Origin of the sequence: Streptomyces sp. NPDC050504 (assembly GCF_044458065.1) — a bacterium.
In the GTDB taxonomy this organism is placed as follows: Bacteria; Actinomycetota; Actinomycetes; order Streptomycetales; family Streptomycetaceae; genus Streptomyces.
The window spans coordinates 231,523-258,026 of the sequence record NZ_JBITHO010000006.1 but is presented as its reverse complement, the minus strand read 5'-3'; the positions used below and the strand labels follow the sequence as shown (position 1 = coordinate 258,026).

Genomic DNA, 26,504 nt, shown 5'->3' with positions numbered 1-26,504 from the left:
TCCCTTCAGACGTACGGGCCGAGGGCGGGCCGGGGTGCGGGCGGATCGGCCGGGGCGCGGTGGAGCGTCCGGGCGCCAGCGTAGGCCGTCGGGGCTCTCGGCGAGACCCCGGTGGCTGTGGGGGAGAGCGGGGCGGTGGGGCTCGTGCGGTCGGTGTAGCGGCCCGACTCCAGGGCCCAGGAGAGGTAGGCCGAAGGGAAGTTGAGGACGGCGCAGGCGACGCGGCTGACGCCGCGTACGGCGTGGGGCGACAGGCCGAGGCGCTGGGCGGTGTCGGGGACGCGCGTCCCCAGCGCGGCAGCCCGGTCGAGCCGGTCGACGATGCGGCGGGTGACCCAGTGGAGTGCGGCGCCGGGTGCCAGACCGAGGTGGTGACGGGCGACGAGCAGGTAGTTGACGGTCAGCTCGTCGGCGGTCTCCTTGGGGTGCGACAGGACGTCGTTGCACCAGTTCGCCGCGTCGCTGATGTGACGGACCAGTTCGCGCCAGAGCGCGGTGGCGGCGAAGGCGGGCGGCAGCTCGATGTCCAGGACCGCCTCGGGCAGGTCGTACAGCCACAGCCCGCTGGACCGCCGGCGCAGCAGCGGATACTCCTCGGGGGTGGGGACGGCGCCCGCGCGGCGCATCCGGTGTTCGCGCAGGCACCCGGCGTGCTGCTCGCGCAGATGGCGTCGGAAGCGGGCGCGCCAGTGGTGGCTCGTGCGGGGGCAGGTCCGCTCCCACAGGTCGCCCAGCGCGGCTTCGACGGCGCACGGGGGCCGACCGCCCCTGTCCCCGGGCGGGTTCCCGCCGGTACGGGCCGTCAACGCGCGGAACAGGGCGTCGATCTCCTGCGGCCCGGTACGGGTCTCGACGTGGTCGTCGAGGCAGAACACCCAGACCAGCCAGTGGGCGTACAGCAGGACCTGGTCGTCGCGCTCTTCGGACATGGCGGTGGCCGCCAGCCGTTCGAGGCCGTGGGCGCGCAGCCGGGACCCGGCCGCGCCGGTCGCCAGACCGCTCTCCGCGGCCCAGCGCCTGGCCTGGTGCTCCAGGAGGGAGGCGTGGCGGTGACGGCGGCAGGGGAGCTGGAGCCAGCGGCTGGCCCGGGGCAGTGCTTCCTTGGCCCAGGCGCTCGTGTCCACGGGGGCCGCAGCGGCGCCTGCGGACGGCGGAGGGCAGCCCGTGTCCGTCGGCGCTGCCGGCCCCCGGGTCATCCCCGCCTCGGGGGTGGGACCTGGAACGCGGCTCCGTACAGCCAGTTTCCCGGGGCCTCTGGATCAGGGCTGGTGTAGTAGTCGCGTACCGCGACGAGGTACTCCGCGACGCGCAGCGTGCCGTCGCCGTCCGTGTCCAGCCGGTCGAACGCGGCGCGGCTGTCGGGCTCCGCGACGCCCAGCACGGTTTCCAGGGTCTGGAACTCCGGCCGGTCGATCAGACCGTCGCCGTCCGTGTCGGCGACGCCCGCCAGCGCGGCGGCAGCGGGAAGGAAGACCTCGTCGAAGCGGTCGCCGTCGACGAACGCGGTGAGCATGCCGGTGCGGTACTCGACCGGGGTGATCCGTCCGTCGCGGTCGACGTCGCAGTGCGCGGCGAGCGTGTCCCAGAACAGGTCGAAGGCGCCCAGGAGCCGCTGCCCCCTCGAAGTGGACGACGGCTCTCCGAGAGCGAGCAGCAGCCGCGCCGCCAGACCGAGCAGATCCTGACGTTCGATGACCCCGTTGCGGTCGATATCGATATGCAGGAACGATAAATCAATCTTGTTGGCCAATAGTTGGCACATCGACCCGGTCCCTCCTGTGATTCGGTCGGGTGCGTTCCGCCGAAGTGACCGGACGCGCACGTTTTCGGCCGACCCCGGAATTCCGGGGCCGACCGCTCGCGGTACGGGGCAGCGGCCGATCCCGGGCCGCTCGGCGGGGACTACGCGGTGAAGTCCGTGCCCGTCCACCAATTGCCCGGCGCGTGCGGGTCCCTGCTCGACCAGAACTCGACGATCGCCGAGGTGAACTCCTCGGGCGACAGCGTGCCGTTGCCGTCACGGTCCAGGTGCCCGAAGGCGATGTCCGCGGCCTCCCGGGTCACCTGGGGGAAGTGGCCCCGCAGGAAGCAGAAGTACTCGTCGGGGCTCACCACGCCGTCGCCGTTCGCGTCGGCGACGGTCAGGAAGACCTCGGCCAGAGCCCCCACGGTGGCCCTGCCCGCCGCGGGGTCGTCGGCCAGGGCCAGGGTGGACGCGACGAACTGCTCCCGGGTGATCGACTCCGTGCCGGGCGCGAGACGGGGCAGGTGCAGGTTCCGCCAGACGCTCACGTACGCGTCCACGATGCCCTGCTCGCTCTCGGACCCGGACGCGTGGCCGAGTGCCTGGGCGGTCCGCTGGCCCATGAGCACGTGGTCGGATTCGGTCAGCTCGCCGCTGCCGTCCGCGTCGAACTGGTCGAAGCCGTGAAGGATCTTGCGGATCAGCAGGTCCTGCGTCATGGGTCTTTCTCCTTCTGAGCGGGCTTTCTGACGCCGCACCGAATTCCCGGCCGCGTGCGGCGCCATGCGCACTCTTTTCGTACGAGGAGGTCGAATTCGGCCGGGGGGAAACGGCTTTCAGCCGTATGTCCGGGGCGATCCTACTCAGCTTCGTCGGCGCCGATAATGAACGCCACCGGGGCGTTTGCTCCGGGACTCCGAATTCAGCCCGCCGTGCGGCGGCGAGCCGCCGGGGGAGGGAGGCGGGCGGATCACCCGGAAGAGATCGGCGCGTACGAGGCTTCCGGAGCCGGGGCGGCTCCTGCGGCGCACTGGGGGCGAGAACGGGCCAACTGGCCTGATTCCGGACACCGATCACGCGGAGATGTCCGCGAACGCTCCTGGAATTGTCCGCGATTGGTAACGGAGGGATCCCCCGGCCTCCGCTCCTCGTCCTGCCGGTTGGTCGCAAGGTGACCGGGTACGGGTGAGGGACTGCGGGAAAAGGGGCGGACATGGCACGGCACAGCGCGCGCGGCTGGAACGGCAAGATAGTCGGGGCGGCTCTCGGCGTGACGCTGCTCGCCACCGGCGCCTCGGTGTGGACCGCGCAGGCCGGTTCGTCGGGCGACTCGGCCCCGAAGGCCGCCGCCAGGCCGACCAGCGACGTCAAGCCGGTCGCGGAGAGCATCGTGCACGCGTCGGACAAGGGGCCGCGCGGCGTCAACATCACCATCGACGACGGCCCCGACCCCCGGTGGACGCCCCAGATGCTCGACCTGCTGCGGGAGCACGGGGCGAAGGCCACGTTCTGCATGGTGGGCACGCAGGCGCAGGCCCACCCGGACCTCGTGAAGAAGGTGCTCGCGGACGGGCACCGGCTGTGCGACCACTCGGTGTCGCACGACACCGGCATGGACAAGCAGTCCCAGACTTACCAGTCGAAGCAGATACTCGATGCCGAGCGCATGATCACCAAGGCGTCCGGGGGCGTCCGGCCGATGTACTACCGGGCGCCGGGCGGGGCCTTCACCCCCTACAGCCGCAAGCTCGCCGCTTCGCGGGGCATGCGCCCGCTGGGCTGGAACGTGGACACCAAGGACTTCGAGCGCCCGGGTACGGAAGCCATCGTCGCCACCGTCAAGCGGGAGATGTCCAACGGCCCGACGCTCCTCTTCCACGACGCGGGCGGCGACCGCGCCCAGACCGTCGAGGCGCTGCGCCGCCTCCTGCCCTGGCTCAAGGACCAGGGCTACACGTTCGGCTTCCCGGTCCGTTGACGAGCCCCGAACGTCACGCATTTAGTGAATATTGATGACATGTTAATTAAATCTTGACATAGTAATCGTGCTGTGAAGCCGAGGTAGCCGGTCCGTCAGGAGCGCCGGCACCGACCCGTGAGGGAGGATTCGCCATGGCCACCGCAACGATCACCGGGAACGTCGTCAACGTCAGGGTCGAAGGCACCACTCCGCTCCAGATCGGCATGTCCCTGCAACGTCACTCCTACCGCCACTGCGCCACCGCGACGGTCGCCGCGGTGACCAACAGCCTCCTGCACGCGAGCGTCGACGACGCCACCATCACCGCCGAGGCCGTCGAGGTCGGCGAGCAGATCGAGAAGATCCTCGCGAAGCCCAAGAGCGGTTGGCAGGCGCTGTTCGGCAAGAGCCTCGTGGTCCGCTCGGGACGCACCTACCTCGTGGACAACAGCGCCCTGAACCCCAACGGCTCGCCCAACCACTTCTTCGTCACCGGAGGCGACGGCGTCTGGGCGGGCGTCTCCCAGGCCGACTACATCGCGGCCCGCGACGTCCGGCGCCTCGAAGAAGCGATCAGCACGCGCCGCGAGCGCGGCGACACGTACGACTACCTCAACCCGAAGAAGCTCCACGAGAAGCAGAACGAACCCGGCGGCGCGGCCAACCCCGTGGTGCAGGTCGTCCAGGCGGCGCGCGTCAGCCTCGCCGCGGCCTCGGCCGACGACACCGCGCTCATCGCCGCGTCGGGCCGCAAGGACGTCGTCGCCCTCATCCGCAACACCTGACGGCCCGTACCGCCAGTTGCGAGGAGGTGTCCGCCGGAGAGCTGCCCACCGGCGGAGCGGGCCGAGAAGGCGGGAGCCGGCCCGCACGGCGCACAGGTGGTGGCCCGTCCGCTCAGGACGGGCCACCACTCGTCGCGGCCCCGGACGGGCCGCTGTCGCGAGCGGTCAGTGCTGCACTTCGACGGCGGTGCGGACGGCGGACTCCAGCGCGCCCTCGATCCAGGCGGGTTTGGCGGAGGTGTGGCAGCCGGCGAAGTGCAGACGGCCCTCCCGCGTGGGCACGTGGGGCAGCAGCTCGGTGTGCTGGCCCGGCAGGAGCACCGAAGCCTCCCCGTACGCATAGGGGTCCCGCATCCACGACTGGGTGCGGCCCACTCCCGTGTAGAAGACCTCGACGCGCTGGCCGTAGACCTCCTGAATCCCTCCCAGGGCCCTGGGGTAGCGCTCGTCGCCGTCGTAGGCGTCCCACTTCAGCGCGTCGTCCGCCCAGCTGTAGGACGCGAGCATCACACCGCCCTCGCTGCCGGGGACGGGGTGGGAGGGCTCGTACATGAACCGGTTGGCGTTGTCGCTCACCGAACCGCCGCCGATGACCCGGGCCGCGGGGGGCTGCCCTTCGTGGTCCTGGACGGTGCGGTGCGCGGCGTAGTGGATCCGCTGCGCGTCGGAGAGGTGGCCGGGCGGGACGGACGGGTGCGAGGCGAGGAGCGATCCGTCGGCCGGCACGCTGCCGAGCCGGTAGTCGCGGTAGAGCCCCGGGCGGATGACCTCCAGCTCGCGCTCCCAGTCCTCCTCGGAGAACTCCCACCACCGGCGGGAGAACTCCAACAGCACCTTGGTGGCCGCGTCGTAGTGCAGCTCGGTGACCGCGCGCCGTTTGGGGTAGGAGAGCGCGGGCCGGAACGTGACGTGGCGCAGTCCGGCGAACGGCACGGTGACGATCGCCCTGTCCGCGGTGAACACCTCGGTCTCCGGCGGGGCGTCCCGCCCCTCGGAGACCGTGTGCACCCGCACCTCCCGGTCGTCCTGCTCGACGCGCACCGCGCGGCGGTCGAGCCGCACCCGGTCCTTCACCCGCGCGTACAGCGCGTCGACCAGGGCGGCGGTGCCGCCGGTCAGCTCGTTGAACCGGGTGTCGGGGCTGATCAACGCGCTGGAGACGAGGCTGTGCAGAAAGGACAGGGGCAGCCGCGACGTCAGGTTCTCCAACGTGCCGACCAGGTCGATCGTGGCGTCGTCCAGCTGGGCGTGCTCGGTGAGGTAGCGGTACATGGACCAGGCGCCGTAGCGCTGTACGAGCGTGGCCCACCCCTCCAGCAGTTCCTTGTCCCGCTTGCCGGTGACCAGGTCGCGCGCGGGAGCCAGCGCGGTACGGAGGATGTCCGCCGCAGGGGTGTCCTCCAACTCGGCGGGGACGCCGAAGGAACGGTTGATCCGCCGGGGGCGGCGCTGGTAGTCGGCACGGCGTTCGCGGATGCCGTTGACGTGGATCCAGGTGCGCCCGACCGGCGCACCGGCGGCGTCGACGTCGACCAGGTGGAAGGGGCGGCGGGCGAGCCCGAGCGACTCGATGAGGCCGTTCACCAGGGGATGGCTCTCGGGGATGCGCATGGCACCCGCCTCCGCGTACTGCGCCGGATCGGCGAAGGGTTGCGCGGCGTGCTCGTGGCCGCCGGTGCGGAAGGTCTTGACGCGCCCGCCGACCCGGTTGCCGTTCGCCTCGACGACGGTGACCTCGTGCCCGGCCCGGACCAGCAGGTCCGCCGCGACGAGACCGGCCGGGCCCGCGCCCACGACGAGGATCCGACGGGGACCGCCGCCCGAGCGCGGCAGGCCGTCCTTGAGCACGCGTTCGTACTCGGGGAGCAGCGGCGCGTCGTCCGGCCCGAGGAGGAGCACGGCGCGCGCCACCGCCAGGCAGGCGTCCCACGACGGCGCGGCGGCGCCGGCGGACGGTGCTGCCGCTGCGGCGGCCGACGGCGTGGCGGCGGTGGCGGGCGACACCGTGGCGGCCAGCGCCCCGGCTCCACCGGCGCTGATGAAAACGCGGCGTGACAGATCAGGCTTCATGGGGGTCACTGTCGGGCCACTCGGGGGCTCTCGCGCGTGTGGCGCGCGTGCGGAACCACGGATGCGGGCGCAACGCTCACCCGCTTGTCGTACCAATCGGATGCGCACTCCGCGTGTCGTGCTTCCGGCGCACGGGCCGGAGTGATGCTGTCCGTCGCACCGGGGACGGTGACGTCCGGAGCTCGGTCGCGCACGCACCGCACCGCGTCCCCGCCCGGTGTTCCCGACGGGGCGCCGGAACAACCGAACAGCGGAACGACGGAAGGGGAGACGTGGCAGACAGCCGGATCACGACGCGCCGGATGCGCTACCGATTCGACAACCTGATGGCGCGCGGCACGCCCGCGATGATCGGGATCATCGGCCTGGCGATGGGCGTGCTGATCGTTCTGTACGTACTGCTGCACATCGCCGCCGACCTGGTCTCCGGCACGGGGAAGGGCACGCTGCCCCTGCTGTGGGACGGCGTCCTGCACTCCCTGGGCCCGGGGTCGATGCTCGTGCGCGAGGACGGGCCGCCGTGGGTGCGGGCGGTGATGGTCGTGCTGACCGTGGGCGGCGTGCTCCTGGTGAGCCTGCTCGTCGGTGTGCTGGGCACGGGCATCAGCCAACGGCTCGACCTGCTGTGCAAGGGCCGGTCGCTCGTCGTCGAGTCGGGCCACACGGTGATCCTCGGCTGGTCCCCGCACGTCTTCACCGTCGTCTCCGAACTGGTGAAGGCCAACCTCAACCAGCGGGACGCCTGTGTGGTCGTCCTCGCGGACCGCGACAAGGTGGAGATGGACGACGCGATCCGCCGCCGGGTGCCCCGCACGGGGCCCACCCGCGTCGTCTGCCGCGCGGGCGACCCCACGGACATCCGCGACGTCCAGATCACCAGTCCGGGCACCGCACGCTCCGTGATCGTCCTCCCGCCGGTCGGCGACGGCCCCGACATCACGGTCATCAAGTCCCTGCTCGCCGTCACGGCGGGACCGCTGGCCGACATCGAGGACGCCCCGGAGCGCGAAGTCCCCCGCCTGGTCGCGGGGATCGAGGACGCGCACAACCTGCGGGCGGCGCGGATCGCGGGCGGGTCCGGGGCCCTGCTGATCAACGTGCACGGTTTCATCGCCCGCCTGCTCGTCCAGACCGCCCTGCAGTCGGGGCTGTCCACGATCTACACCCAACTGCTCGACTTCGACGGGTGCGAGGTCTACATGGCGGACGAACCCCTGCTCGTGGGCCGCACCTTCGACGAGGCCGTCGGCGGATACCGCTCGTCGAGCGTCATCGGCCTGGCCACGCACGACGGCCGGGTCCTGCTGAGCCCGCCGGGCGACACCCGGATCGCCCCGGGCGACAAGGTCATCGCCATCACGGAGGACGACGACACGATGGTCCTCGCCGAGCGGCCACCGCGGATCGACCGCGCCGCGATCGTCGCGCCCGGCCGGGAGGCCCCGCGGACGGCCCGCCGCATCCTGCTGCTCGGCTGGAACGACCACGCGGCGGAAGTCGTCCAGCAGCTCGACGCCTACGCGCCCCACGGGTCGACGCTCGACGTCGTCATCTCCGGGGACGGCGGTACCGGGACGGCACGGAAGGCGTCGGGCGCGCTCCAGGTGCTCAGCCCGGAATGGCGACAGGGCGACACCACCTCCCGGGAACTGCTGGAGAGCCTGCGCCTGGAGGCGTACGACCACGTCATCGTGGTGAGCGGGGACCGCACCGGGTCCTGCGACGCCGACTCGCGCACCCTGATCACACTGCTCCACCTGCGCGACCTCGCGGCCCTGAACGGCCACCGCCACTCGGTCACCACGGAGATGGGCGACGACCGCAACCGCACACTGGCGCAAGCCGCGCACGCGGACGACTTCATCGTCAGCGGGAACCTGGTGAGCCTGTGCATGGCCCAGGTCTCCGAGAACCCCCGACTCAACGACGTGTTCGAGGAGTTGTTCCGCCCGGGAGGCTGGTCCGTGGCCCTGCACCGGGCCGCTTCCTATGTGCGTACGGACACGGCGGTGACCTTCCGCACGGTGGCCGAGGCGGCCCGGCTGCGCGGCGAGGTCGCCATCGGCTACCGGCTGCGCCGCGAGGCGCGCACGCCGCCGGACTTCGGCATCAGGCTCAACCCGGACAGGGAGCGGGCGGTGCGGCTGTCGGAGGAGGACCAGGTCGTCGTGCTCGCGTGCGCGGACCGGCCCTGAGCTTGTCGATTATCGATATGTTCGCCTAAGGTGAGACGTATCGAAACTCGATATGCCTGATGTGGGAGGTTGCTTGTGAACACGCGTCTGACCAGGGGAGTCGGCTCGGTCGCGCTGCTGCTGGCCGTGCTCTTCGGGATGTTCGCCCTGGGGAAGGGCGTCGTGGGCCTGTCCGACGACGGGTCGGTGTGCGTGCAGACCGGGTTCTGGGCGAACGCGCCCCTGGCGATGCCCCTGCCGGTCGGCAGGGGAGTGGAGGCGTCCAGCAGCGCGGCGAGGCTGTGCCAGAAGGATCCGTCGTTCGCCCAGCGGGTCGCGGGAGTGGGGGACGAGGTGACGTGGGGCGTGTTCGCGGCGGTGGCCCTGCTGGTCTTCGCCCTCCTGCTGAAGACGGTCATCAAGGACGGCCCGTTCACCGACGCCGCGGCCCGGGGGCTGACGCGCCTGGGGTGGGTGGTCACCCTGGGTGCCCCGCTGGCCTCCCTGGTCGTCGGCTGGTCGCACTCCTGGCTGGTGGAGAGCATGGCGCCGATGGTGGGATCGGACGTGCGGATGCAGGACTCCCTGGCACTGGTCTTCGCGGGCCTCGCCGCGCTGATCCTGGGTAAGATCATGCGTCAGGGAGTTGGGATGCGGGAGGACCTCGAAGGGACCGTGTGATGTCCGACGAGGAGCTGCATGCGATCCAGATCCACCTCGACCGGTTGCTGGCCGAGCGCGGCATGACCCTGACGGAGCTGTCGTCGCTGGTGGGGATCACGGTGGTGAACCTGTCGATCCTCAAGAACGGCCGCGCCAAGGCGATCCGCTTCTCGACGCTGTCGAAGATCTGCGAAGTCCTGGAGTGCCAACCGGGCGACCTGATCACCCACCACCCGGTCGGTCCGGCCTGAGCCGCGCCGATCCGCCGCGGCCGACCGGTGCCGACGGCCGGTCGACCCGTAGGTGGACGACCGGCGGCAGGTGGGGGAGCAGACCGGGCCAGCGGGCTTCCAGGATGTGGGCCGCCGGGGTGAACAGCGGGGACGGCAGGTGCGCCAGGTCGTGGGGGTCCATGAACTCCCACCGGGTGAAGATCGGCTCGGTCACGGCGGGCTCGCCGCTGAACGCGGTCACGTGGACGGCGGTGGTCTGGCGGACGGTGCCGTGCGTGGCGTCGGTGAGGACCGCGAAGACCCGGGCGTCGTCCGGGGAGGCCACCAGCCCCGTTTCCTCACGGAGTTCGCGTACGGCGGTCTCCTCCGGGGTTTCCGCCCGGCCGTCCGCCAGGACGTCCGGCTTCCCGCCCGGCAGCTCCCACGTGCCGTGCACGGAGCGGCCCAGCAGCACCCGGCCCCGCGGATCGGTGACGATCACGCCCGTGCCGACCAGTGCCCGCGGTGCGGGTCCGGGCTTGTCGGCCGTGGTCACTGCGGACAGGACGGGGTCCCGCAGCACGATGAACGCCAGCCCGTCGGCGTCGTCCCGGGTGGCCAGCCCCCACCCGGCCGTCAGCAGGTCGATCTCGCCCTCGTCGAGGGCGATGCCGCGCTGGTCCCGCGGCACCAGGTCGGCGACCGGCGTGATCACGCACAACGCGCCGCCGGGGCGCAGCAGTTCGCGGAGCCGGTTGACCACCCGCGTACGGGCGCGGACGAACGGATAGCTCTGACGGAAGACCACCAGGTCGTACGCGGAGTGGGGGAGCGCGGCGAAGTCGTCCTCCTCGACGTCGAAGTGGACGTACGTCACCCGCGCACCGGACCCGGTCCGTTCGCGGGCGGCCTCGATCGCGACCTCGGAGAAGTCGACCGCGTCCACCGCGTATCCGACACCGCCCAGGTGCCGGGCCAGGCCGCCCGTTCCGCAGCCGACCTCCAGCGCGAGCGCCCCCGGCGGAGCGGGGAGCCGCGCCGCGAACAGGGCCCGTTCGGCGTCGGAGAGCGACTTGTACCGGCGTCCCGAGGCGTACGACTCGTTCCATCCGGCGCGCGCGGTGTGCTCCATGGACAGGTCTCCTCGGCGTGGGAAGCGGGCGGATCACAGGAAGGCGCCGGTGCGCAGGCGGCGCAGGGTGCGCAGCCCGCGGGTGACGAGCTCAGGGTCGCCGTGCTCGGCTCCGTGGCCCACGCCGCTCACCGCGTCCAGGCCCGCCTCGCACTCCAGGCGCCGCATCCGCTCGGGCGAGAGGACGGCCCCGTACCCGGAGAAGAACGCGTCGGCCAGGTCGGGGCGGCCGTCCCAGACGTCGGCGATCCGCACGAAGTCCCTTACCGGTGGACCGAGTTCGGCGCGCTCGAAGTCGACCAAACCGACGGCGAGGTCCGGACCGGCGTCGTCCAGGAGGACGTTCGTCGGTCGCGGACCGCCCAGCGTCGGCACCCACCGCTCCTCGGGCAGCGCATCGCGCCGCGCGGCGAGCTCGCGCACCAACTCCGCGTCCCCGTCGGCGAGGTGCGGCCCTGCGCGCTCCAAGTGCCGAGCCACCTCGTCCGGGCCGCGCGGCGGGGCGGCGACGGAGGGGGCCACCGCGTGGAAGCGGGCCGTGAGCAGGCCGAGTTGGCGGTGCGCCTCCCGCTCGACGGGCGGGCGCAGGGTCAGACCGTGCAGGCTGCGTCCCGGTCGCTCGGTGACGACGATCGCCCGCAGTGCGCCGTCGGCCGCGACCAGGCGCGGCGCCCGCTCGCCGAGTGACCGCACCCAACTCTCGTACGCATGCCGCTCACGGCGGTGGAAGCGGTCGCTCCGGTGCGCCTTCAGATACCAGACGCCGCCGTTGACCCCTTCGATCCGCCAGACCTGGCTGGAGGCCCGGGGCCGGGAGGCGTCGCTCACCCGGGCCAGGCGCCCGACCGCGTGCTCGGCGAACGCCCGCCGCGCCTCGTCCAGCAGGTCCAGACCGCCGCCACGGGGCGTGGCATCGGCCAGGAGCGTGAGGCGCTGCCCGGCGTCCGCCCGGTACGGAACGGGGTCGTCGGGCTCCTGGAAGTGGCGGGCGATCCGCGCGCCGCGCCGGTAGGCGTCCAGCCCGGCCCAGCAGTAGGCGACCATGTCGGTCGGCAGGTCGGAGAGCGGGTACCAGCCCATTTCGCTGCACACGTCCGGCTCCCTGATGCCGGGGTCGCCCTGCCAGACGAGCACCTCGAAGAAGAAGCCGATGCGAATGTGCCCGGCGGGACTGCGGTGGTGGAGGGTGACCGCGGCACGGACGTCGGCCGGGTCGATGACGACTCCGGTCTCCTCCCCGGCCTCCCGGACGACGGCCGTGACCACGTCCTCCCCGGGTTCGACGTGACCGGAAGGGCAGTGGAGGAGCCCTGTGGCGTACACGTCGCCCGCGCGCCGCGACAGGAGCACCTCGGCGCCGCGCGCGCCGTCCCGGCGCAGGATCAGATGGACGTCGACGGGCACCTGATGGCGCGCTGTCGTGATGGTGGGCCCGGTCATCGGCGGTCCTTGAGTGGTGGTCCGAAGGGCGCGGGCCCTGCTCGGCGAAGGCCCGGGAACCGACGGGACCGCCCTGCCCGGCAGACGTGTCGGCGGGGTGCGTGGGGCGGTTCTGGCGGTTGTCAGGCCGCGTCGGGCGTCGGGCCGGGCGGCGTGAGATCGCTGGGGTCGGTGTTGGCGCCGCACAGGACCACGACGACCTTCTCGCCCTGCCGCGGCCGATAGCCGTGGGGGGCGGGCGCGAGGAGCGCGGCGAGCGCGGTCGCCGCGCCGTGCTCGACGGCTGTGCCGTGCCGGTTCCACAGGGCCTCGCGGGCGGCCACGATCTGCGGGTCGGACACCAGCACGGACGAGACGCTGTCGTGGAGGGCCGCGTCCAGCGCTCCTTGCCAGGCGCGGCGCGCGCCCAGCGAGTCCGAGGCCACCGAGTCGACGCTCACGTCGACCGGTTCGCGCGCTTCCACCGCCGCGTTGAGGGCGCGGCAGTGCTCGGGCTCGACGGCCACGGTGTGCACCCCGTGCTTCCGCGCGGCGGTGGCGACACCGGCGAACAGACCGCCCCCGCCGACCGCGACCACCACGGTGTCCAGGTCGGGGACCTGGGCGACGATCTCCTCCAGGAGGGTGCCGGCTCCGGCGGCGATCAGCGGATGGGCGTAGGCGTGGCTGGCCAGCGCTCCGGTGGCGGCGGCGAAGTCCTCGCAGGCGGCGAGCGCCTCGGCGTACTCGCGGCCCGCCAGGTGGATCTGCGCGCCGTAGCCCCGCAGCTTGGCGATTTTGACGGGCGGGGCGGTCTCGGGCAGGAACACCGTGGCGCGCACGCCCAGTTGCTGGGCGGCCCACGCGCAGGCCAGGCCCGCGTTGCCGCCCGACGCGATGGTGACTCCGGCGTCGGGCAGGGTGCCGGTCGCCTGGTGGGCGGCGAGGAAGGTGAGCGCGCCGCGGGCCTTGAAGCTGCCGGTGTGCTGCTCGAACTCGTGGGCCAGCAGCACCTCGCCGACGGGGCGGTAGCCGTTGTCGAGCGGGTCGTCCGGACCGGCAGGGGCCGTTCCTGGGGCCAGGGCGGACAGGGTGACGGGGCGGACCCGGCCGCGGATGGTGTCGGCGGCGGACTCGATGTCGGCGTACGTCAGGGGAGGGTGGGACACGGGACGGCTCCGGTGCGTGACGGGTGGCGGGAAGGCGGACGGGCCGCGTCAGGGAGACGCACCCGTCGCGCGCGACGCGTGGGCGACTGCTCTCGTAGACAGTACGGAACTGCTCGACGCGACCACTCGAAGGCACCTCCCAGTACGGCCGATCCGGCTGCGTGACCGCCAACTGACTCAACGTGACGCGTGAGTTGTGCCGTACGGTCTATCACAAGCCGGTCGGCTCGCGCGGGGCAACGCCCCTTCCCGCCCCGTCTCTTCCCGTCCGGGGGTTTCCACGGCTGGAAAGCAGAACTCGACCGGCCCCGTCGGGGCCGGTCGAGCTGGTGGCGGAACGGATCCTCCGTGTCAGTACGGATTCCCCGCGTCAGTACGGATCCTCCGTGTCAGTACCGCGACCCGGAAAGCGGCGCTTGGGGTGCCGTCCGGGTCTCGTCCACCGGCGTCGTCCTGCCGTGGGCGGGGCCGGTGCCGCCCCCGGCGCGGTGCGGCTCGTCGTCGCCCATGATCAGCAGGGGATCGAACATCACGATGGCGCCCGCGACGACCAGGAAACTGAGCGGGCCGATGAGCATGGGCAGCATCTCCAGGGCCTGGGCGCCCTTGAGGGTGGCGCCCACGGAGTGCTCGTGGACGCGGACGCTGACGGCGGCCATGCCGGTGTAGTGCATGCCGGTCACGGCCAGGCCCATGATGACGCTGGCGCCCAGGCTGGCGCGGAACCCGCGAATGGACACGGCGGCCCACAGCGCGGCGGTCGCCGCGACGACGGCGATGACGATCGACAGGGCGACGACGGTCGGGTCGTAGTCGACGCGGGCGTGCATCTGCATCGCGGACATGCCCAGGTAGTGCATCGCCGCGACCCCGGCGCCGGTCAGCACGCCCGCGCTGAGCAGTACGCGCGGAGCGGTGCCGCGGTAGCCGACGGTGAAGATGCCGATGGCCACGACCACGACGGCCACCAGGAGGCTGAGGACGGTCAGCGGTGCGTCGTAGCTGATGGAGACCTGGTCGACCCGGAAGCCGAGCATGGCGATGAAGTGCATGGTCCAGATGCCGCAGCCGATGGACGCCGCACCCAGCGCCAGCCAGGCCGGTTTCCACGAGCGGTCGGTCCGCAGCGAGCGGACCGTGCAGCGCAGCCCCAGAGCGGCGCCCAGGAACGCCATGAGGTAGCCGGAAATGGGAGTGACCAGGCCGTAGTAGAAGCCGTCGATCGTGCCGTGCATGCGGGAAGACCTTATGTATCTAGTTGTGGGGGAGGTGGGGGAAAGTCACCCCAGGGGGATAGGTCACCCTAACCGGTGGTTTTAAGCCAGATGTACGCGTGAAAGCCACGGAGTCCGTGGGGGCGGGCCGGCGGGGCGGGGCGACGCGGCGGCGTGCGGGATCAACGGGGCGGCGGCCGAACGCTGTTGCGGAATATCGGGATCCCGTGCGGGGGGCGTCGCTCCCGGTCGAGTAAATATGTGATTTTGCAGTACTGTCATCCGCTCGCGGGTGGTTCGGGCAGCCAGTCCCGGGTCGGGTCGTATTCCAGCCACCGGCTCCGCCCTGCCTCCTCGGCACAGGCGGCGGCGAGGTCCACCAGCCCCGGATGCGCGTTCCCCGAGCGCCACAGTAACGACCACGCGTACAGCGGCGTGGGGTCCGCCAGGGGGACCGAGCGCAGGCCGGGGACCTCGGGCAGCGGTACGTCGGCGGGAACCAGCGAGAATCGCCGGGGGCGAGCCGCCACCTCGGCGAGGAAGTGGGCGAGCCCCAGGTTGACGCTCGTGGCGGTGTTCCGGATGCCGAACCGGTCGGCGAACCGGTGCAGGAAGTCGAGCCGGTCGAGCGCCCCCGGCGCCCACAGCACGCTGTCGCGCAACTGGTCGGGCCGCAGCACCGGTTCGGCCGCGAGCGGATGGTCCGCGCTCAGCACGGCGTCCACCGGTTCGAGGCGTACGAGGCGGTGTGTCAGCCCGGCGGGCAGCGGAGGATGGACCCGGCCGAAAGCCGCGTCGACGTCGCCGCGCAGCAGTGCCGAAGCCACCGACGGCAGATCGCGCCCGTGCCCCAGCGCCAGCTCCCCGGCCCACCCTGCGTTCTGCGCCTGCCCGGCAACCTGCGCCCGCCCTTCGTCCTGCGCCCGCCCTGTGTCCCGCGCCCGCTCCGCGCCTTTCGTCTGTCCTGCTACCTGCGCCAGCGTCCGCATCGGCGCGTAGAGGTGCCCCCACACGTCCGCGCGCAGCGGTCGTTCCGCCCCCACCCCGACCACCGCCGCGACCGCCGCATCGGCGGCGGCCACGGTCCGCCGGGCGGGGGCGAGGAAGCGCTCCCCTGCCCCGGTGAGGCGCACCCCGTTCCCGCCGCGCAGGAACAGCGCGGTGCCGAGCAGGGACTCAAGCCGCGCGATCCTCTTGGACAGCGCCTGCTGGGAAATCGCGAGCGTCCCCGCCGCCCGCCCGAAGTGCAGTTCCTCGGCGGTGCGCACGAAAGCACGCACGTGCGCCACGTCGAGATCCATGGCCCTCACCCTAGATCCACGCTTCCACGGCCCTCACCGGACCCTCACCTGAGGTGACAACCAAAGGTTGTCGGTCTTGCCCGTCCGTTGTTGGATCACGGGGCGGGCCGTGGAGTTGCATCGCCTCCATGCGAAGACTGATTCCCACGGGGGACCCGGCGAGCCCGGTCGCCTTCGACGAGGTCCCCCAGCCCGTACCGGAGCCCGACGAGGCGCTGGTCAAGGTCGAGGCGTTCGCCCCGAACAGGGGCGAGACGTTCCTCCTCGAACACCCCCGGCCGGGGCTGCTGCCCGGCAAGGACGTCGCGGGGCTCGTCGTACAGGCGGCGGCCGACGGATCGGGTCCGGCCATCGGCGCCCGGGTGGTCGGGCACCCGCCGCAGGGCGGCTGGGCCGAGTACGCGGCCGTGCCCACCCACTCGCTCGCGGTGCTCCCGGACGGCGTCGACCGCGTACGGGCGGCGGCCCTGCCCCTGGCCGGAATCACCGCCCTGCGGCTGCTGCGCACGGCGGGTTCCCTGGTCGGCCGGCGGGTGCTGCTGACGGGTGCGTCGGGCGGCGTCGGCCACTTCGTCACCGAGCTGGCGGTGGCCGGCGGGGCCGAGCTGACGGCGGTGACGGCCACGCCGGAGCGGGGCGCGCGGCTCGCGGAGCTGGGCGCGCGCGTGGTGCACGAGGTCGCGGCCGCGCGGGGCCCGTTCGACGTCGTGCTGGAGTCCATAGGCGGGCCCGACCTGCACGCCGCCCTGTTGAAGGTGCGTCCCGGCGGCCTGCTCGTCTGGTTCGGCCAAGCCGGTCGCGCCCCGGTCACGTTGGACTTCTTCCAACTCCTCGGCGGCCCCGAACGCGTCACGATCCAGCACTTCCACTACGCGGGCGCCCCTTACGGCCCCGACCTCACCGCACTGGTGAGTCTCGTCGAACAGGGCAGGCTGCACCCGGAGATCGGCCGCACCGCCCCTTGGGAGGAGACCGCCGACACCCTGATCGACCTGAGGGAGCGCCGGATACGCGGCAAGGCGGTCCTGCTCGTCGGAGGGACGCGACCAGCCGCGGAAGCACGACGTTCCACAGCCGCACGGATTCCAGGAGGAGCACGATGAACGTCGCGGAGTTCGCCGCGGCCCAGTGGACCCGTGCCACCGGCGCGGGCGTGGACCCGCACGAATACCGGCGCGTCACCGACGGCCTCGCCCACGTCACCGACTGGGGGCCGTCCTTCGTCCGCGCCGCACACGGCCACCTCCAGCGCGCGCGGGACGCGGCGTCGCCCCTCTCGGCGGGTGCGCACCTCCTGATGGCGGCCCGGTGGTTCCACCTGGCCACACTGGCGCCGTACGAGGAAGCGCGGCGCGCCGCGGAGGAGGCGGACCGCGCCTTGGGCGAGGCCCTCACCGTGCTGGAGCCCGGCGCGCGGCGGCTGAGCGGCGAGGGGTTCACCGGCTGGCTGCGCGGCCCCGCCGACGCACCGGGGACCGTGATCGTCGTCCCCGGCCTGGACTCGGCCAAGGAGGAGTTCCTCGACCTGGTGTCCGCGCTGCTGGCCAGAGGGCTGGCGGTGTTCGCGATGGACGGCCCGGGGCAGGGTGCGCTCGCGGCCACCACGACCTTCGTACCGGACTACGAGCGGGTCGTGAGCCGGGTCGTCGACGCACTCGGCGCCCAGCGCGTCGGGCTCGTCGGGCTGAGCCTGGGCGGCTACTTCGCGGCCCGGTCCGCCGCGCTGGAGCCGCGTGCGGCGGCCGTGGCCACCGTCAGCGGCCCCTTCCGTCTCGACTGGGAGCAACTTCCTCCGCCCGTACGCGACATCATGGCCCGGCGTGCCGGGGGAGCGGACGCGGCCCGCGCGTTCGTGCGCGAAGTGGACCTCGCCGCCCTGGCGCCCCGCATCGCGGCCCCGCTGCTGGTCGTGGACGGCGGCCAGGACGTCATCCCCGGAGTGACGAACGGCGAGCGCCTGGCGCGTCTGGCGCCGCACGGCACCTACCTCCGCGTCCCGCACGGCGACCACCTCCTCGGGAACGCGCGAGCCGACTGGCTGCCCCGCCTCGCGGACCACATCGCGCACGCTCTGGCGGGATGACCGGCCCGAACCACCGCACGGGGAAGACCGTCCTCGCCACCGGGGGCATCGGGGGCATCGGGGGCATGCGACCGGTGACCGGGGGCCGGTCACGGCCGCCGGAACCCTCGCGCGGCCGACACGTCGTACCGGACTGCTCGTATCACCGGAACGAAACGTCTGATTCCCTACCATCCAGGCCATGACGACCTCCCGCCCGCGTCCGCTGAGCCTGCTCGCCGCGACAACCGCCCTCGCGCTGTCCGCGACCTCCTTCGCCCCCGTGGCCTCCGCCGCCCCCTCGGCCCCGGGCGCCCCCATGACCACGAGCGGCCGGTCCTTCCTGACCGGCTACCGGCTCGCCCCCGGCCTCCTGAAGATCACCCACGACCGCAAGGGAGGAAACCCGAGCCAGGTGCACGGGGTCCTCGGCATGCCCCGGGGGCAGGGGCCCCGTCCCGTCGTCGTGGTCCTGCACGGGCTGCACCCCAACTGCGTCACCGTGGGCAGGACGCCCGGCGTCGCCCGGCGCGTGGTGAAGACGCGGTGGCCGCTGGTGTGCGCGGACCCGAAGAAGCCGAAGGCGACTCCCGGAGTCGGCCCCGACTACCTCCGCAACGACGTGGGCCTGTCGTACATGGTCCAGTCGCTGACCCGCAAGGGCTTCGTCGCGGTCTCCATCGACGTACTGTCCCCCGAGGTCTGGTGGGGCGGCGAGACCGACCCGGAGAAGGGCTACACGAAACTCGTCGACGCGCACCTGCGGCTGCTCGCCGACCTCAACAGGGGCATCGACCACGGTCTGAGGATCAAGGGGGTGCGGGGGCGGATCGACACGTCCCGGGTGGGGCTGGTCGGCCACAGCAGGGGCGGCGGCTACGTCCTCGGGCCCAAGGCGGCCGGGCGCGCCGGTCTCTTCGGTGCCGTGGCCGTCGAGCCCGCCGTGGGCGGGGAGCCGGCGACGCACCGGGTGCCGGTGCTCAACATCCGCGGCGCGTGCGACGAGGACACCGGGTCCGACGCGGGGCGGGACACGATGAAGGCGCTGGCCAAGTCCCGGAGGACGGGGGTCGCCGCCGACGTCCTGGTCGCGGGGACCGGTCACCGCATGCTCAACTCCAACCTCGTCTCGACCCGCGACGACGACGGTCGGCTCGGCGGCTGCCGGGCGGCCAGGATCGCCAAGCCGGTGGTCGCGCGGGCACAGGTCGCCCAGCTGACCGCGGCCTTCCTGTGCGACGCGCTGTTCAAGGCCAGGACCTACCGGCTGCCCGCCCTGAACGGCGCGGCCCCGAAGGGCGGCAACCTGAGGAAGGGCGGTCCGGTCGTCACGTTCGTCAGGACCGACCGGCAGACCTACACGCGTCCGGAGCGGATCCCCGAGCTGGTCTCCACACGGCGCATCCTCCCCGCGATTCCGAAGAACCTGCGGATCAACAAGAATCCCGACGGGGACATCTGACGGGCGCCGCGGCCTGGCGCACCGCCGTTCCACCGTTCGAGGGGCCCAGGCGACTACCCCGGTCGGGCCCCTCGGACGTGCGGTCGTCGCTCCGTCCGGGTGAGGTGGCGGTCATGGACGAGTTCATAGTCGGGCCACCCGACACTCGGATGGGACGGCGCGCGGTACTGGGCGCGGCCGCAGGTCTGCTGGTCGGGACGGCCCTCCCCGAAACGGCCGCCGCCGCGCAGGACGACGACTGCGCGGCGACCGGCCACGATCCGCGGTTCGAAGCGGACCTCGCGCGCGCCGACGTCGAGGTGCCGGACGCGCCGGCACTGCCGCAGGAGAGGTACGGCCCGCCGGGCAAGTTCGCCAGACCGCTGCGCAGGCGCTACCGCGTCACCACGCGCTACGGCGTCCCCGGCGACTGGCTGGCGGGCCGCCACACCGGAATCGACCTCGCGGTGCCGCACGGCACCCCCGTGCACGCCGTGGGGGCGGGCGTCGTGGTCCTCGCGCGCCGTTCGGGGGACTACGGCAACGCGGTGACCGTGCGCATGCGCGACGGCCGTTACGCCATCTACGCCCACCTCTCCCGGATCTCCGTGCGCAAGGGCGGGAGCGTGCGCGCGGGAGCCCGGCTGGGGCACAGCGGCAGTACGGGCCGCTCGACCGGTCCGCACCTCCACCTGGAGATCCGGGCGCGGCGGCCCTACGGGTCGGACATCGACCCGGTGGCGTACCTGGCCCGGCACGGCGTCCGTCTGAGGTGACGCGGCATCCGACGGCGGCGGCCGGGTCCGGGGTCAGCCTTCAGGGTGGGCGGCTGCGGCACATGGCCCACCCGGCGTTGGCCTCCCGGGCGGGCAGGGGGCTTGCTGGGAGGGACGGAAGCGGTGTCGGACCGAAGCAAGGAGCGGTACATGGCGACTCTAGGGATACGGACGGCGATGGGCACCGTTGTACTCGGTGCACTCCTCGCGTCCGGGATACCCGCCGCGGTCGCCGACGAGAGCGTGCCGCGGAACGGTACGGTGCGGAGCGAGACGGCGCGGAGCGAGACGGCACGGACGCTCCCGGAACGGCCCGGGGCGCCCGAGAGGCCCGCGCCCAAGCCGAAGAAGAAGCCCGCGCGCCCCGCCAAGGCCGGGCTCAAGAAGAAGCCCAAGAAGAAACCCGTACGCCCGGCCAAGGCCAAGCACAACACCAAGCCCAAGCCGAAGAAGAAGCGCCCGGCGGCGTGCACGGCTTCGACGGGCCCGTACCAGTGGGACCTGGAGAAGCGGCTGAAGCTCAAGCAGGACGGCCGGATGTCACCCGCCGACTGCGTGGCGATCCGCAAGCTCCAGAAGCGGCTGCACATCTCGCCCGCGAACGGCTACCCGGACCTCAAGACGTACCGCCTGATGCTCGTCGACGACGTCCGCAAGAACCCCAACGCGCGCAAACGCTGCCCCGTGCGCCGCTACCGCGTGACCTGCGTCGATCTGACGAGGCAGATCCTTTGGGTGCAGAAGGGCAAGAAGGTGGTCTTCTCGCCGGTCCCGATCCGCTCGGGGCGCAAGGGCCTGGAGACGCGGACGGGCTGGCAGCGCGTCTACCAGAAGAAGCGGACCTTCTTCTCGACGATCTACGACGGCGCCCCGATGCCGTACTCGCAGTTCTTCAACGGCGGCCAGGCCCTGCACGGGACCTACAAGGACCTGTTCAAGTCCGGCTCGGGCGGCTGCGTGAACATGTACGTCAAGGACGCGAAACGGCTCTTCAAACTGTTGGAGGTAGGCGACCGCCTGTACATCCACGGCCGCAAGCCCACCCGGGCCCTGGTCACCGGCGACCCGTACGCCGAGCAGGACAAGCGGGACGACGCGTTGATCGCCGAGGCGTTCGGGCAGAACGAGATCCCCGTCACCTGGGACCTCGACACACCGCTCAACGCGAAGTGAGCGGAGACCGGAACGCGCCCCGGCCCCGCCCCCTTGAGAGGGGCGGGGCCGGGGCGCACGGCCAACCCGCCTTGTGTGCGGGCGCCTTCGCCGCCGGAAGCGGCACAGGATTTCGCCTGCCGTTCGCGGGCAGTCTTCCTCGGCGGACGAGCCCCGTTCGCCCTGGACGGGGAATCTCGGCCCGCCCTGCCCGTGACAATGTCAGGACGGAACCTCCGTGACCTCATCGACCGCCCGCCGCCGGCGTCGTGTTCTCGCCCGCATCCTCGTCGCCGCGCCCCTGCTGGCCACCGGCACCCTGACCGGAGCGCCGGTGGCCCACGCGGCCCCGGCCGACGACGTCCGCGTCAACGAGGTGGTGACCACGGGCGACGTCAACGACTCGATCGAGCTGTACAACAAGGGCACCGCCGCGGTCGACGTGTCGGGCTGGGTCCTGAAGGACGACGACAACAGCCACACGTACAAGATCGCCTCGGGGACCACGCTCGGACCCGGCGGCTACCGGGCCTTCGACGTCCAGGGGAAGTTCGGCCTGGGCTCCGCTGACAAGGCGCGGCTCTTCCTCGCGGACGGCAGGACCCCGGTGGACAGCTTCTCCTGGAGCGAGCACTCCGACCCGTCCTGGTCGCGCTGTTCCGACGGTACGGGCGGCTTCAAGCAGGCCGCGGCGGTGACCCTCGGCGGCCCCAACAAGTGCGGTACCAGCGGCGGAGACGGCGGCTCGACGACGCCGGTGGCGTGGCCCGGCAGCGGCAGCGTGGCGACCGCGGACGGCTCCAACGTGTTCGGCGAGGACCTCAGCGGCCTGTACCAGGAGGGCGACGTGCTGTGGGGCGCGCAGAACAGCGGAAAGCTGTGGCGGCTGGTGCGCAACGGTTCCGGCGGATGGAAGCCGGACACGGCCGGCGGCTGGTCCTCCGGCAAGAAGCTGCGCTTCCCCGGCGGCTCTGGCAGCCCCGACGGCGAGGGCGTCACCTTCACCGGCTCGGGCTCGGCCGGCGGGGCGTTCGTCGCCAGCGAGCGCAACGACGACGCTTCCGGCACCAGCCGTCTGTCGGTGCTGAAGTACGCCGTAGGCGGCTCCGGTACGACGCTGACCGCGTCCAAGGAGTGGAACCTCACCTCGGACCTGCCCAGGACCGGCTCCAACCTCGGCTTCGAGGGGATCACCTGGATCCCCGACACCTACCTCACCGGCGCGGGCTTCAAGGACGCCTCGACCGGCGCGGCCTACGACCCGGCCCGCTACGCGGCCCACAGCGGCGGCGTCTTCTTCGTCGGCGTCGAGGGCACCGGCACGATCCACGGGTACGTCCTCGCCGACTCGGGCGCGTACACCCGCGTCGCGTCCTTCGGCAGCGGCATGTCCGCGGTGATGGAACTCCAGTGGGAGCCGCAGGCCGCGCGCCTGTGGGCGGTCTGCGACGACAACTGCGACGGCCAGCACCGCACCCTGAAGATCAATGCCACCGGCGCCTTCGCGGTCAACGCCGTCCACAAGCGCCCCAGCGGCATGCCCAACTACAACAACGAGGGCTTCGCCCTCGCGGGCGGCGGCGAATGCGTGGCCGGTTCGAAGCCCGTCTACTGGGCCGACGACGCCAACGACGGCGGGCACGCCCTGCGCAGGGGCAGCATCTCCTGCTGACACCCGCACCACGGGCCCAAGTGATCCACTTCTCCCATTCCAAGAACGCCTGTCACACGATAGGTTCACTGCACCTTCACAACATTGCGCCACCCATGGGAGGAAGTTCATGAAGAACGCCATTGCCGTGACCGCTCTCGCCGCAGTCGCCGCCGCTGCCCTCGCCCTCGCCGCCGCGCCCTTCGGCAGCGACTCCGCCACGGCGAGCGACCGCGAGACGGGCACGGTGAAGTGGGTCGTCCAGGCGACCGCGGGTGACAAGAAGGTCGAGGTCATCAAGTAACCCCGGTGACGGCTCGCGCGGAGCCGCACCCCACCGCACGCTCCGGGACGCATGGCGCCCGGAGCGTGCGCGTTGTGGGGGTGGTCAGGACGCGTGGTCGAGGACGTTGCCGTTGACGCAGTGGTTGACGGTGTTGCCGTTCCAGGCGCCGCCGACGGGGACCACGGCGAGTTCCTGGAAGCACACGGCGGCGGCGGTGAAGTTCCAGTTGTTGGCGGCGTTGACGCCGGGGCCGAAGTCGGTGTCGTCGTCCGCGTGGGCGGGAGTGGCGAGGGCGAGGCTCGCGAGGGCGAGCACGACGGTAGCGGTGATCTTCTTCATGTCCGGGGCAACGACCGGTGCGTACCGGGGGACATGCCTGTTCACCCCATCGACAGGGCGATCGGCGGAGCGCCGGGCCCTGTGGCCTACGGCGTCGGCCCGGCGGTTCGCGGGGCGGGCGCGTAGCCGCGGGCGCGGACCAGGTCGTGCGTGAGCCCGGTGAAGGCGCGGGCCACCGCGGTGCGGTACGCGCCCTCGCGGTGCAGGAGGGCGACGGTACGGGTGGGCAGGGGAGGGTCGAGGGGGACGGGCGTGAGGCGGGGGTGGTCGTGCGTGATGGCCTCGGGCAGGACGGTGGCCAGGCCGGTGCGCTGGACGATTTCGGTGAGTGCCTGGATGGAGTTGGCCTCGACCGTGATGCGCGGCGCGGCTCGGTGCCGCTCGAAGTAGGCGTCGATGTGGCCGCGCGTGGCGAAGTCGCCGCTGAGCAGGGCGAGTTGTTCGTCCCTGAGGTCGCGCACCGGTAGGGGGACCGGCGTCGCGGGGGTGCGCGGAACGCCGGTGACGAGGCTGAGCGTCTCGGTGAACAGCGCGGTCGCGGCGATGCCCGGGAGGTGGGCTCCGGCGAAGGCGATGCCGAGATCGAGGTCGTCGGCGAGCAGGGCGGCCTCGATGCGGTCCTGCGGCATCTCCGCCAGGGTGAGGCCGACACCGGGGTGGCGGGCGTGGAGCTCGGCGGTGAGCGGGCCGACCAGATAGGCGGTGAACGTGGGGGTGACCCCCAGGCGCAGATGGCCGCGGGAGAGGTCCTGGACGTCGTGGACGGCGCGCTCGGCCGCGGCCAGGTCGCGCAGCGCGCGCCGGGCGTGGTCGGTGTAGACGGCTCCGGCGTCGGTGAGCCGCACCGCACGGCCCGTACGGTCCAGCAACTGCACGCCCAGCGTCCGCTCCAGCTGCTTGATCTGCTGGGAGAGCGTGGGCTGCGAGACGTGCAGCTCCTCGGCGGCGCGGGTGAAGTTGCCGTGTTCGGCCACGGCGAGCAGATAGCGCAGGTGACGCAGTTCGAGAGCAGCCATGGAACGAACTATAGATGTCATCAATGACCTCTATCGGTATCAGCTCTTGGACACTATAAAAGCAGGTCATGCATGGTTGATCTCACCGGCCCACAGGGGTCGGTCACCACCCGGAGGGAGTGACCATGCAGGATCTCGCCGACGGCGTCGCCCGTTTCCAGCGGGACGTCTTCCCGGCCAAGGCGGAGCTCTTCGCCCGTCTGGCCACGCACCACGCGCCGCACACGCTGTTCATCGGCTGCTCGGACGCCCGTGTCGTCCCCGAGCTGATCACCGGCACCGAGCCGGGCGACCTGTTCGTCATCCGTACCGCGGGCAACCTCGTGCCCGCCCACACCCCCGGCGCCGACGGGATCGCGGCGAGCATCGAGTACGCCGTCGCCGTACTGGGCGTGCGGGACGTCGTCGTCTGCGGCCACTCGGCGTGCGGCGCGATGACCGCCATCGCCGAGGGGCACGACCTCAGCGGCGCCCCGGCGGTCGCCACCTGGCTGCGGCACGCGGACGCCTCCCGGGCCCGCACCGCGACCCGCGGCGACGTACCCGCCCTGGTGCGGCAGAACGTGCTGGCCCAGCTGGCGAACCTGGCCACGCACCCCTCGGTGGCCCACGCCCTGGCGGCGGAGGAAGTCGCACTGCACGGCTGGGTCTACGACATCCCCACCGGCCGCGTCGAAGACCTGACCGCCGCAGCCGCCGTCGGCCGCACCGCACCGCTCGCGGCCTGACCCCCGCCGACCGGACTTCCGCCCGCGTCCGCCCGCGGGAAGCCCCCCCGAACGCCCTCGAACACCCCCGTTCACCCGCCGCTCCACCCACCCCTGTTCGTTGTCCGTGAAGCGGCACACCCGAGAAAAGGACGTACCGACCATGGTGCACGCCCAGTTGGACCCGACCGCCCGCGAGGCCCTGGCCGCCAAGGCCGTGGAGGCCAAGATCGTCAAGGACCTCACCTGGCAGCGGATCGCCGACGCCTCCGGCCTGTCGGTGGCCTTCACCACCGCCGCCGTCCTCGGCCAGCACCCGCTGCCCGAGGGGTCCGCCAAGGCGGTCGCCGACCTGCTGGATCTTGGCGACGATGCGGCGCTGCTGCTCCAGACCGTCCCGGTACGCGGCTCGATGCCGAACCGGATCCCGACCGACCCGACCATGTACCGCTTCTACGAGATGCTCCAGGTCTACGGCACGACCCTCAAGGCCCTGGTCCACGAGCAGTTCGGCGACGGCATCATCTCGGCGATCAACTTCAGGCTCGACGTGCGGAAGGTCGCCGACCCCGAGGGCGGCGAGCGCGCCGTCATCACACTGGACGGCAAGTACCTGCCGACCAAGCCCTTCTGACCCGCGTCGCTACGGAGCCGTAGCCCCCCGAACCCCACTCGTCTTCGCGGGGCCGCCGACCGGCGGCCCCGCCCCGCCCGCCTCCGGAGGACCTCCATGGACTTCGTCCAGCGCACCGTCGACATCGCCCGCCAGAACGTCGCCGAGGGCGGCCGCCCGTTCGCGACCGTCATCGTCAAGGACGGCGAGATCCTCGCCGAGAGCCCCAACAAGGTCGCCCAGACCGGCGACCCCACCGCCCACGCGGAGATCCTCGCCATCCGCGACGCCTGCACCAAGCTCGGCACCGAGCACCTGACCGGCGCCACCATCTACGTACTCGCGCACCCCTGCCCGATGTGCCTGGGGTCGCTCTACTACTGCTCCCCGGACGAGGTCGTCTTCCTCACCACCCGCGACGCCTACGAGCCCCACTACGTGGACGACCGCAAGTACTTCGAGCTCGCCACGTTCTACGACGAGATCGCCAAGCCCTGGCAGGAGCGCCGGATGCCGATGCGTTACGAGGAGCGGGAGGACGCCGTCGAGGTGTACCGGTTCTGGCAGGAGCGCAACGGCGGCGAGCGCCGCGTCCCGGGTGCCCCCACCGCCGGGTGA

General features: G+C 72.3%; 26 protein-coding genes. 15 read left to right on the top strand and 11 right to left on the bottom strand.

The window, feature by feature from the left end:
• Positions 1–5 precede the first annotated feature (5 nt).
• The 3 genes from ACIBNE_RS23880 to ACIBNE_RS23870 all read right to left on the bottom strand — a co-directional run bounded on the left by ACIBNE_RS23880 (position 6) and on the right by ACIBNE_RS23870 (position 2,463).
• Positions 6–1,124: a terpene synthase family protein gene (locus tag ACIBNE_RS23880; RefSeq protein ID WP_399274680.1), complete on the bottom strand. Its 1,119-nt coding sequence runs from the start codon at positions 1,122–1,124 to the stop codon at positions 6–8.
• Positions 1,125–1,192: 68 nt separating this feature from the next.
• On the bottom strand, positions 1,193–1,762 hold the full coding sequence (locus ACIBNE_RS23875) for an EF-hand domain-containing protein (protein ID WP_399274678.1): 570 nt from the start codon (positions 1,760–1,762) through the stop codon (positions 1,193–1,195).
• A 140-nt stretch (positions 1,763–1,902) separates the two neighbouring features.
• Positions 1,903–2,463 (bottom strand): EF-hand domain-containing protein, encoded by a 561-nt coding sequence (locus ACIBNE_RS23870; RefSeq protein ID WP_399274676.1) that lies wholly within the window; start codon positions 2,461–2,463, stop codon positions 1,903–1,905.
• 494 nt (positions 2,464–2,957) lie between these two features.
• Between ACIBNE_RS23870 and ACIBNE_RS23865 the strand changes: the two genes are divergently transcribed.
• Together ACIBNE_RS23865 and ACIBNE_RS23860 are read left to right on the top strand one after the other, a co-directional pair.
• Positions 2,958–3,722 carry a polysaccharide deacetylase family protein gene (locus ACIBNE_RS23865; protein WP_399274674.1) on the top strand — a complete coding sequence of 255 codons (765 nt, stop codon included), beginning with the start codon at positions 2,958–2,960 and terminating at the stop codon, positions 3,720–3,722.
• A gap of 134 nt (positions 3,723–3,856) precedes the next feature.
• Entirely contained in the window at positions 3,857–4,489 is a 633-nt protein-coding gene (locus ACIBNE_RS23860) for a hypothetical protein (protein ID WP_399274672.1), read from the top strand.
• A 165-nt stretch (positions 4,490–4,654) separates the two neighbouring features.
• Here ACIBNE_RS23860 and ACIBNE_RS23855 read toward each other — a convergent pair whose 3' ends face one another.
• A complete protein-coding gene (locus ACIBNE_RS23855) occupies positions 4,655–6,559 on the bottom strand; it encodes a flavin monoamine oxidase family protein (RefSeq protein WP_399274670.1) in 1,905 nt (634 codons plus the stop codon).
• 272 nt (positions 6,560–6,831) lie between these two features.
• Between ACIBNE_RS23855 and ACIBNE_RS23850 the strand changes: the two genes are divergently transcribed.
• The 3 genes from ACIBNE_RS23850 (at position 6,832) to ACIBNE_RS23840 (ending at position 9,647) form a co-directional block, all read left to right on the top strand.
• Positions 6,832–8,754 carry a potassium transporter TrkA gene (locus ACIBNE_RS23850; RefSeq protein ID WP_399274668.1) on the top strand — a complete coding sequence of 641 codons (1,923 nt, stop codon included), beginning with the start codon at positions 6,832–6,834 and terminating at the stop codon, positions 8,752–8,754.
• Positions 8,755–8,829: 75 nt separating this feature from the next.
• On the top strand, positions 8,830–9,414 hold the full coding sequence (locus tag ACIBNE_RS23845) for a DUF2975 domain-containing protein (protein ID WP_399274666.1): 585 nt from the start codon (positions 8,830–8,832) through the stop codon (positions 9,412–9,414).
• A complete protein-coding gene (locus ACIBNE_RS23840; protein ID WP_399274664.1) occupies positions 9,414–9,647 on the top strand; it encodes a helix-turn-helix domain-containing protein in 234 nt (77 codons plus the stop codon). The genes ACIBNE_RS23845 and ACIBNE_RS23840 overlap by 1 nt, the downstream gene beginning before the upstream one ends.
• Here the strand turns inward: ACIBNE_RS23840 and ACIBNE_RS23835 are convergent.
• From ACIBNE_RS23835 to ACIBNE_RS23815, 5 genes are all read right to left on the bottom strand, one after another.
• Positions 9,619–10,740, bottom strand: a complete 1,122-nt coding sequence (locus tag ACIBNE_RS23835; protein ID WP_399274662.1) for a bifunctional class I SAM-dependent methyltransferase/NUDIX hydrolase — start codon at positions 10,738–10,740, stop codon at positions 9,619–9,621. The genes ACIBNE_RS23840 and ACIBNE_RS23835 overlap by 29 nt on opposite strands.
• Positions 10,741–10,773: 33 nt before the next feature.
• Positions 10,774–12,180, bottom strand: coding sequence for a phosphotransferase (locus tag ACIBNE_RS23830; RefSeq protein WP_399274660.1), 1,407 nt, complete (start codon positions 12,178–12,180; stop codon positions 10,774–10,776).
• A 122-nt stretch (positions 12,181–12,302) separates the two neighbouring features.
• The gene (locus ACIBNE_RS23825) at positions 12,303–13,328 is read right to left on the bottom strand and encodes a serine/threonine dehydratase (RefSeq protein WP_399274658.1); all 1,026 of its coding nucleotides are present in this window, start codon (positions 13,326–13,328) and stop codon (positions 12,303–12,305) included.
• Between the two features lie 389 nt (positions 13,329–13,717).
• Entirely contained in the window at positions 13,718–14,563 is an 846-nt protein-coding gene (locus ACIBNE_RS23820) for an MHYT domain-containing protein (protein ID WP_399274656.1), read from the bottom strand.
• A gap of 257 nt (positions 14,564–14,820) precedes the next feature.
• Positions 14,821–15,843 carry a LysR family transcriptional regulator gene (locus tag ACIBNE_RS23815; RefSeq protein ID WP_399274654.1) on the bottom strand — a complete coding sequence of 341 codons (1,023 nt, stop codon included), beginning with the start codon at positions 15,841–15,843 and terminating at the stop codon, positions 14,821–14,823.
• A gap of 128 nt (positions 15,844–15,971) precedes the next feature.
• Here ACIBNE_RS23815 and ACIBNE_RS23810 point away from each other — a divergent pair, with 128 nt between their 5' ends.
• The 7 genes from ACIBNE_RS23810 (at position 15,972) to ACIBNE_RS23780 (ending at position 23,229) form a co-directional block, all read left to right on the top strand.
• Positions 15,972–16,946: a zinc-binding dehydrogenase gene (locus ACIBNE_RS23810; protein ID WP_399274652.1), complete on the top strand. Its 975-nt coding sequence runs from the start codon at positions 15,972–15,974 to the stop codon at positions 16,944–16,946.
• A complete protein-coding gene (locus tag ACIBNE_RS23805) occupies positions 16,943–17,926 on the top strand; it encodes an alpha/beta hydrolase (RefSeq protein WP_399274650.1) in 984 nt (327 codons plus the stop codon). The genes ACIBNE_RS23810 and ACIBNE_RS23805 overlap by 4 nt, the downstream gene beginning before the upstream one ends.
• 181 nt (positions 17,927–18,107) lie before the next feature.
• Entirely contained in the window at positions 18,108–19,367 is a 1,260-nt protein-coding gene (locus ACIBNE_RS23800) for a dienelactone hydrolase family protein (RefSeq protein WP_399274648.1), read from the top strand.
• A gap of 113 nt (positions 19,368–19,480) precedes the next feature.
• Positions 19,481–20,122, top strand: a complete 642-nt coding sequence (locus ACIBNE_RS23795; protein ID WP_399274646.1) for a M23 family metallopeptidase — start codon at positions 19,481–19,483, stop codon at positions 20,120–20,122.
• 150 nt (positions 20,123–20,272) lie between these two features.
• Positions 20,273–21,295 (top strand): L,D-transpeptidase, encoded by a 1,023-nt coding sequence (locus tag ACIBNE_RS23790; RefSeq protein ID WP_399274645.1) that lies wholly within the window; start codon positions 20,273–20,275, stop codon positions 21,293–21,295.
• 217 nt (positions 21,296–21,512) lie between these two features.
• Positions 21,513–22,946, top strand: a complete 1,434-nt coding sequence (locus ACIBNE_RS23785; protein WP_399274643.1) for a lamin tail domain-containing protein — start codon at positions 21,513–21,515, stop codon at positions 22,944–22,946.
• 109 nt (positions 22,947–23,055) lie between these two features.
• Entirely contained in the window at positions 23,056–23,229 is a 174-nt protein-coding gene (locus ACIBNE_RS23780; protein ID WP_399274641.1) for a hypothetical protein, read from the top strand.
• Positions 23,230–23,313: 84 nt separating this feature from the next.
• On the opposite strand, the gene ACIBNE_RS23775 is transcribed toward ACIBNE_RS23780, so the two are convergent.
• Both ACIBNE_RS23775 and cynR read right to left on the bottom strand, forming a co-directional pair.
• Positions 23,314–23,550 (bottom strand): hypothetical protein, encoded by a 237-nt coding sequence (locus ACIBNE_RS23775; protein ID WP_399274639.1) that lies wholly within the window; start codon positions 23,548–23,550, stop codon positions 23,314–23,316.
• Between the two features lie 86 nt (positions 23,551–23,636).
• Positions 23,637–24,566, bottom strand: a complete 930-nt coding sequence (gene cynR, locus ACIBNE_RS23770; RefSeq protein WP_399274637.1) for a transcriptional regulator CynR — start codon at positions 24,564–24,566, stop codon at positions 23,637–23,639.
• 125 nt (positions 24,567–24,691) lie between these two features.
• Between cynR and ACIBNE_RS23765 the strand changes: the two genes are divergently transcribed.
• The 3 genes from ACIBNE_RS23765 (at position 24,692) to ACIBNE_RS23755 (ending at position 26,504) form a co-directional block, all read left to right on the top strand.
• Positions 24,692–25,294 carry a carbonic anhydrase gene (locus ACIBNE_RS23765; protein ID WP_399274635.1) on the top strand — a complete coding sequence of 201 codons (603 nt, stop codon included), beginning with the start codon at positions 24,692–24,694 and terminating at the stop codon, positions 25,292–25,294.
• A gap of 142 nt (positions 25,295–25,436) precedes the next feature.
• Positions 25,437–25,907, top strand: coding sequence for a cyanase (gene cynS, locus ACIBNE_RS23760; protein ID WP_399274633.1), 471 nt, complete (start codon positions 25,437–25,439; stop codon positions 25,905–25,907).
• Between the two features lie 96 nt (positions 25,908–26,003).
• Entirely contained in the window at positions 26,004–26,504 is a 501-nt protein-coding gene (locus tag ACIBNE_RS23755; protein WP_399274631.1) for a nucleoside deaminase, read from the top strand.

Bases quoted from the DNA above. Each gene is read 5' to 3' on its own strand.
- ACIBNE_RS23875 (WP_399274678.1), bottom strand. From the start codon at position 1,762: ATGTGCCAACTATTGGCCAACAAGATTGATTTATCGTTCCTGCATATC.
- ACIBNE_RS23870 (WP_399274676.1), bottom strand. From the start codon at position 2,463: ATGACGCAGGACCTGCTGATCCGCAAGATCCTTCACGGCTTCGACCAG.
- ACIBNE_RS23865 (WP_399274674.1), top strand. From the start codon at position 2,958: ATGGCACGGCACAGCGCGCGCGGCTGGAACGGCAAGATAGTCGGGGCG.
- ACIBNE_RS23860 (WP_399274672.1), top strand. From the start codon at position 3,857: ATGGCCACCGCAACGATCACCGGGAACGTCGTCAACGTCAGGGTCGAA.
- ACIBNE_RS23855 (WP_399274670.1), bottom strand. From the start codon at position 6,559: ATGAAGCCTGATCTGTCACGCCGCGTTTTCATCAGCGCCGGTGGAGCC.
- ACIBNE_RS23840 (WP_399274664.1), top strand. From the start codon at position 9,414: ATGTCCGACGAGGAGCTGCATGCGATCCAGATCCACCTCGACCGGTTG.
- ACIBNE_RS23835 (WP_399274662.1), bottom strand. From the start codon at position 10,740: ATGGAGCACACCGCGCGCGCCGGATGGAACGAGTCGTACGCCTCGGGA.
- ACIBNE_RS23830 (WP_399274660.1), bottom strand. From the start codon at position 12,180: ATGACCGGGCCCACCATCACGACAGCGCGCCATCAGGTGCCCGTCGAC.
- ACIBNE_RS23820 (WP_399274656.1), bottom strand. From the start codon at position 14,563: ATGCACGGCACGATCGACGGCTTCTACTACGGCCTGGTCACTCCCATT.
- ACIBNE_RS23815 (WP_399274654.1), bottom strand. From the start codon at position 15,843: ATGGATCTCGACGTGGCGCACGTGCGTGCTTTCGTGCGCACCGCCGAG.
- ACIBNE_RS23810 (WP_399274652.1), top strand. From the start codon at position 15,972: ATGCGAAGACTGATTCCCACGGGGGACCCGGCGAGCCCGGTCGCCTTC.
- ACIBNE_RS23805 (WP_399274650.1), top strand. From the start codon at position 16,943: ATGAACGTCGCGGAGTTCGCCGCGGCCCAGTGGACCCGTGCCACCGGC.
- ACIBNE_RS23800 (WP_399274648.1), top strand. From the start codon at position 18,108: ATGACGACCTCCCGCCCGCGTCCGCTGAGCCTGCTCGCCGCGACAACC.
- ACIBNE_RS23795 (WP_399274646.1), top strand. From the start codon at position 19,481: ATGGACGAGTTCATAGTCGGGCCACCCGACACTCGGATGGGACGGCGC.
- ACIBNE_RS23790 (WP_399274645.1), top strand. From the start codon at position 20,273: ATGGCGACTCTAGGGATACGGACGGCGATGGGCACCGTTGTACTCGGT.
- ACIBNE_RS23780 (WP_399274641.1), top strand. From the start codon at position 23,056: ATGAAGAACGCCATTGCCGTGACCGCTCTCGCCGCAGTCGCCGCCGCT.
- ACIBNE_RS23775 (WP_399274639.1), bottom strand. From the start codon at position 23,550: ATGAAGAAGATCACCGCTACCGTCGTGCTCGCCCTCGCGAGCCTCGCC.
- cynR (WP_399274637.1), bottom strand. From the start codon at position 24,566: ATGGCTGCTCTCGAACTGCGTCACCTGCGCTATCTGCTCGCCGTGGCC.
- ACIBNE_RS23765 (WP_399274635.1), top strand. From the start codon at position 24,692: ATGCAGGATCTCGCCGACGGCGTCGCCCGTTTCCAGCGGGACGTCTTC.
- cynS (WP_399274633.1), top strand. From the start codon at position 25,437: ATGGTGCACGCCCAGTTGGACCCGACCGCCCGCGAGGCCCTGGCCGCC.
- ACIBNE_RS23755 (WP_399274631.1), top strand. From the start codon at position 26,004: ATGGACTTCGTCCAGCGCACCGTCGACATCGCCCGCCAGAACGTCGCC.